General features: G+C 63.6%; 4 protein-coding genes. 2 read left to right on the top strand and 2 right to left on the bottom strand.

Going from position 1 to position 5,965, the window contains the following annotated elements; genetic code table 11:
• Positions 1-1,584, top strand: a 1,584-nt coding sequence (locus VEK15_30300) for a carbon starvation protein A (GenBank protein ID HXV65025.1), incomplete at its 5' end; no start/stop codon positions are given.
• 20 nt (positions 1,585-1,604) lie between these two features.
• On the opposite strand, the gene VEK15_30295 is transcribed toward VEK15_30300, so the two are convergent.
• The gene (locus tag VEK15_30295; GenBank protein ID HXV65024.1) at positions 1,605-2,837 is read right to left on the bottom strand and encodes an MFS transporter; all 1,233 of its coding nucleotides are present in this window, start codon (positions 2,835-2,837) and stop codon (positions 1,605-1,607) included.
• 693 nt (positions 2,838-3,530) lie between these two features.
• Here VEK15_30295 and VEK15_30290 point away from each other — a divergent pair.
• Positions 3,531-4,946 carry an amino acid permease gene (locus VEK15_30290; protein HXV65023.1) on the top strand — a complete coding sequence of 472 codons (1,416 nt, stop codon included), beginning with the start codon at positions 3,531-3,533 and terminating at the stop codon, positions 4,944-4,946.
• 2 nt (positions 4,947-4,948) lie between these two features.
• Here the strand turns inward: VEK15_30290 and VEK15_30285 are convergent.
• Positions 4,949-5,965, bottom strand: a 1,017-nt coding sequence (locus VEK15_30285) for a dicarboxylate/amino acid:cation symporter (GenBank protein ID HXV65022.1), incomplete at its 5' end; no start/stop codon positions are given.

Raw genomic sequence — 5,965 nt, 5'->3', positions numbered from 1 at the left:
TTCCAGCTCGATCCCGACGCGCCCACGCCGGCACACACACTGAGGGACGAGGTCGACTACGTCCCCGCCCGCAGGTCGGTTCTTTTCGGCCACCACTATGCGTCCATCGCCGGCCTCTCTCCGATGCTCGGGCCCGCCATTGCCGTGATCTGGGGCTGGCTTCCCGCTCTTCTATGGGTAGTCCTCGGAGCCGTGTTCATCGGCGCGGTTCACGACTTCAGCGCCCTTGTGGTCAGCATGAGGGCGCGCGGCACCTCGATCGGCAAGGTGGCGGAAACATTCCTCGGCTCGCGGGCGCAGAGTCTTTTTCATGCCATCATCTTTTTCCTCGTGGCGCTCGCCATGGGGGTCTTCGTTCAAGTAGTGGCCCAGCTTTTTTCGGTGAGCTACAACCCCGAAGCGGTCTTTCCCAGCGTGGCCCTGATGGGGCTGGCCATGGTCGTGGGATTCTTGTTCTACAAGAAGGGATTCTCCCTCGGATGGCTCACCCTCGCGGGCTTCCTCCTGACGCTGCTGTCCGTTTACCTCGGTCTCATCCTCCCTCGTCCGGACTTCTCCGTGGAGACCTGGAGCTTCCTACTCCTGGCCTATGCTTTCGCGGCCTCGGTTCTGCCCGTCTGGATTCTGCTCCAGCCACGAGACTACTTGAATTCACTTCTGCTCTACATGGGTCTCGCAGCGATCTTCGTCGGGTTCTTTGTTCTTCGTCCCGCTTTCGTCGCCCCAGCGGTCGATTTCCATCCCGACGGCGCCCCGCCGCTCTTTCCATTCGTTTTCATCGTCATCGCCTGCGGAGCGATCTCGGGATTCCACGGTCTCGTGTCTTCGGGCACCACGGCGAAACAGATCGATAAGGAGACGGACGCCCCCCTGATTGGCTACGGGGGGATGATCGGAGAAAGCCTTCTCGGTCTTTCCGCCGTGCTGGCGTGCACCGCCGGGTTCCGTACGCCGGAGGCATGGCAGGACCACTATCGGAGCTGGAACATGGCCCAGGGGCTTCCCGAGAGCATGGCCGCCTTCATCGACGGGAGCGCCCTGTTTCTCAGCCAGCTTGGCCTGTCGGTCGACACCGGCCGTGCCTTCGTCGCGCTGGTCGCCGTATCCTTCGCCCTGACCACGCTGGACTCCGCCACCCGACTCCTGCGCTACAACATCGAGGAGATCGGAGCGTCCGTCCGGCGGCCCTTGCTCGGAAACCGCTACGTTTCCTCGGCGCTCGCCGTCGCCTCCGTCGGCTTCTTCGCTTTCTTTCGTCTCGAGGGCCAACCGGCGGGCCTGGTACTGTGGCAGCTCTTCGGCACGACCAACCAGATTTTGGGCGGCCTCACCCTTCTGGTCGTTACCGTGTACCTGATTCGGCGGGGCTCGAGCTACCTCGGCGTCGCCATTCCCATGGTGTTCATGATCGCAACCACCATCGTGGCGATGACCCTCAAGATGAGCGACTTCTATCGATCGGGGAACGTCTTGCTGCTCGTGATGGGAGGCGGGATCCTGGGTCTCGCGCTGTGGCTCGTCGTGGAGGCTCTGCTCCGTCTCGGACGCCTTCGTGGCCGAGCCGTTTCGGATCCCCCGGGATAACCCGAATGGGTCGCGGCATTCTATTCGGGTAGCTCGGCCTTCGGCTCGGGAAGCCAGAAGCTGGCGGCGAAGCCAACGCCGTAGACCAATAGCGCCACGGTGGCCGCCGCGAAGGCGAGCTGGGCGGGCGCCGAATCTCCCGGCATGACGTTGGCGAGCCGGGTCGTCAAGAGCGCCGCGGACGTCCCGACCATTCTCCCGCCGATGTTCGCGGCGAAGCTCTCTCCGGTGCCTCGCAAATGGATGGGGTAGACGCGAGGGATGTAGTTGCCCCAGAAGCTGAACTGGGCGACGGTGACGAATCCGGCGAAGAGGACGCCCCATCGGAGAAGCTCCAGGTCGTTGACGGCGGGGAACAGAAAGACGAGAGGTACCAGGATAAGACCCGGGACCTGGAACAGATGGAGCAGACGGCGTCGGGCGACGATCCGGACGGCGAGAAAGGCGAGAGCGAATCGGCCGAGAAGACCGCCGAGCTCCTGGTGCAGCTGCACGTTGCTGATCACCGTCTCCACGGCCGGGCGGTCGAGACCCCGGACCTCCGGCAGCCCGGGCACGATGCGTGGAAGGTGCTGGATCGCGCCGAAGGCGGCGCCGTAGCTGCAGGCGAACAGGAGCGCGGTCACGAGAGTGGTGCGTCGGAGCGCGGGCTGAAACAGCTCGGCAAGGCTGGGGCGCTTGAGAGTGCCGTCACGTTTCTTCTCCCTCCACGCGGGGGACTCGGGAAGGAAAGGCCTGATGATCATCAGGGGAAGCGCGGGGATCACCCCGGAAATGAGCGTGTAGCGCCATGCTTCGTGGCCGCCCTGGATCTCCGGCAGATGAGGCCCGAGCCGAACGGCAAGATAGTAGGCTCCGGTCACCAGAAGGCCACCTACGGAGGAAAAAGCCTGGGTGTAGCCGATGACCGCTTCCCTCTGCTTCGGGTGAGAAAAAAGCTCGGCCAGCCAGGCCACCGCGGCCACGAATTCCACGCAGACCCCGACGAACGTCGTACAGCGGAAGAACAGGAGCATCGGAAGCGACGTCGAAAAGCCGGCGGCGAGAGCGGAGAAGGCGTAGAGGAGAATGCTCCACACCAGAACCCTGCGGCGACCGAAACGGTCGGTCAGATAGCCGCCCACGAGGCCGAATACGCCACCGGCGACGGCGGGAGTCCAGAAGAGCCATCCCACCCAGGCGTTGAACTCGGGCGTTCCCGGCTGGAGCGGACCGAGCTCGAGAAGCGCCGGTCGAACGATGAGGGGAAGCATGAGAAGCTCGTAGATGTCGAAGGCGAAGCCGAGAGCCGCTACGGCACAGATGAGCCACTGGGTCGGAGTGAAGGGAAGCGATGAGAACGGCGTTTCTCTGGAGGAGCGCGTAGGAGAGTTCTAGCACGAATCGCGGCGAGAATCACATCGTTGCCGGCTTGCGCTTCGTCGCGGCTGGCCCAAAGTGCTTAGTGCCGTGGCGGGACCTGCGATCGCCCGGCCGCCACGGCTCGGGCTGCTTACGGCGCGGCAAGCGCGCCGGGCTCGCTCCGCTCGCGCAGGGTGAGTTGTACTTTTTCATCACCCTGCTACACTGCTAGCAGTCGGAGCTCAGAACGGTGCGCCTTTCACGCTTTGTGGCCTGCGCCCTAATTCTCTTCGTCATCACGAGCGCAGTTCCGGCCGGTTTCCTGGTAGAGGAGTGGCCTTCGGCAATCTTCATTCGTGCTCCTGAAGGCCACGACTCCGAGCCCGGTTCGGTCTCGCCGTCGGGCTCGAAGGTCCGGGCCGTTCTTCTTTGGACCGACCGCGTCGGTTTGCCCCCGGACACCTCGGCGCCACGGTTGTTGCTTTCCGCTCCCCGGCTGACTTCTCTCGCGTTGGACGAATCGGCGGAAAGTCCCCGCCCGCCTCCCGACTCGAGCTTCTAGATCTTTCCGGCTTCTGTTCGCGGCTCCATTCGAGGGCACGCTCATGCTAGAAGACACGAGATCCCAATCTGAACCTGACGACCCCTCCTCTCCGCGGCTCGCGCGCCTGCTGGGGCTGAAGGAGCTTCTTGCGATTCACATCGGGGTGATCATCGGCTCGGGTATCTTCATCGTTCCCGCCACGATCGCCGGCCGCGTGGGCTCGACCGGACCGATGCTGCTCGTGTGGATCGTGGCGGGCATGCTCACGCTCTTCGGAACGCTGTCCCTCGCCGAGCTGAGCTCGGTGCTGCCTCAGGCTGGAGGGCCCTATGTCTATCTTCGCGAGTCCTACGGCAGGGTCTGGGGATTCTTGTTCGCCTGGAACGATTTCTTCATCAACAAAGCCGGTTCCCTCGCCGCGATCGCCGTGGGCTTCGCGACTTTTCTCGCCTACTTCTTTCCCGCGCTCGCCCCCGACAACGTCTGGTGGAAGGACGAGCTTCGAGTGGGCGAATTGTCGCTCCATCTGGCTTTCGGTTGGAACCGCGTCGTTGCGGTGGCGGCCATCGTGATCGTCACGTCGGTGAACGTACGCGGCGTGAAGCTCGGGGGAGCGGTCATGAAGGTTTTCACTTTCGCCAAGGTTCTTGCTTTGGTCGGGCTCGTCATCGCCGTGTTCTCATCGGACCACGCGAGTTGGGGAAACCTCCGTCCCTTCTGGCCCGATAGCTGGAACCGGGAGCTGACGGCGGCGTTCGGACTCGCCCTCATCTCGGCGTTGTGGGCTTACGATGGATGGATCGACGTCACCCTGGTCGCGGGCGAGGCGAAGAATCCGTCTCGGAACGTCCCGGTTGCGCTTCTTACCGGCACTCTCGTCGTCATGGCGATCTATCTGGCTACGAACGTCGCTTTCACCATGGCGATCCCCCTCGTCGACATGTCGGCCTCCACTCGAATCGCCGCCGATGTGGCGGCAAGAGTGATGGGACCGATGGGAGCCGCTCTGGTGGTGATCGGGATTCTCTGCTCCACGTTCGGCGCGGTCAACGGCATGACTCTCGCGGGACCCCGGTCCATCTGGGCCGCCGGGCGTGACCGCGTTTTTGCGCCCGCTCTGGGACGCGTGCATCCGAAGTATCGATCGCCCCACGTGGCGATCGTGACCATCGGGGTCTGGGGATCGCTTTTGGCCCTCTCGGGAAGCTACGACCAGCTCACGGCCTACGTCGTCTTCGGCTCGTGGTTCTTCTACGCTCTCACCGCTCTCGGTGTGCTCGTCATGCGCCGCAAGCTGCCGGAGGCGCCGCGCCCGTACCGTGCCTGGGGCTATCCCTGGGCGACGCTCGTTTTCGTCGTCGTGGCCGCCTGGTTCCTCTTCAATACCCTCGTCGAGAACCCGACCGATGCCGCGGTCGGAATCGGTCTCCTGGTCGCCGGCCTTCCCTTTTATGCGCTCTGGACGCGCGGACGCTGACGTCACCGTTTGAGCGAGAAACCCTCGCTCCGGGCGATAACACAGGCGGCGGTCACGTCTCCGGTGACGTTCAGCACCGTGCGGCCCATGTCGAGAATCCGATCGACTCCGATGATGATGGCAATACCCTCCCCGGGAATCCCGACCGTCTCCAATACTCCAACCAGTAGAGGAATCGCACCGCTGGGAACGCCGGCGGCTCCGATGGCGGTGAGTACGGCCAGTACGACCACGAGAACCTGGGTGCCGAGAGCGAGCTCGATTCCGAATACCTGCGCGAGAAAGAGGACGACGACGCCCTCGAAGAGCGAGGTGCCGTTCATGTTGGTCGTGGCCCCGAGAGGAAGGACGAAACCTGCGATGTGGGGAGGCACGCCCAGATCTTCCTGAGTGTGCTTGATGGTGGTGGGAAGCGTCGCATTGGAAGAACTGGTGGTGAAGGCGGTGACCATGAGGGGGGTGATCTTCTTGAAAAAGAGACGGGGCGGGTAGGCGGCCCCGAGCCGCACGAGAAGCGAGTAGGTTCCGAACTGGTGCACGACGTAGCCGGCGAATACCAGAGCGGTGAAGAACGCGAGCTGTTTCAGAATCGCCCATCCGAGAAGCGACGTCACGTTGAAGATGAGCGCAGGAACGGCGAGCGGAGCGAGGCGCATGGCGAAGCCGACGATCGTCACCATCACGTCCCCCACGCCTTCGAGAACCCGGACGATCGCTTGGGCCTGCTCCGCCCCTATCCGACTCAAGGCCACGCCGAAGACCACGGCGAAGAAGATGACCGGAAGCATCTTGGTCTCCACGGCATCCCGAAACGGATTCCGGCTCACGATCTCCACGAACATGTCGACCGAGAATGTGGCCATCCCGATTTTCTGGGCCGCTTCGCTTCGGAAGCTTTCCATGAGCTGCGCCTGGGAGGCGGGGTCGAAGCCGGCTCCCGGTCGAAACAGGTTGACCAGCAGAAGACCCAGCGTGGCGGATGCCGCTGTCGTGGCCACGAAGTAGAGGAAAGTCTTGAC

This window comes from Vicinamibacteria bacterium (genome assembly GCA_035620555.1).
Classification (GTDB): domain Bacteria; phylum Acidobacteriota; class Vicinamibacteria; order Marinacidobacterales; family SMYC01; genus DASPGQ01.
The sequence above is the reverse complement of the archived record's forward strand: the minus strand, read 5'-3'. Positions and strand labels throughout refer to the sequence as shown.

Coding starts and splice junctions, on each gene's coding strand:
- VEK15_30295 (HXV65024.1), bottom strand. CDS start 2,837: ATGCTTCCCCTCATCGTTCGACCGGCGCTTCTCGAGCTCGGTCCGCTC.
- VEK15_30290 (HXV65023.1), top strand. CDS start 3,531: ATGCTAGAAGACACGAGATCCCAATCTGAACCTGACGACCCCTCCTCT.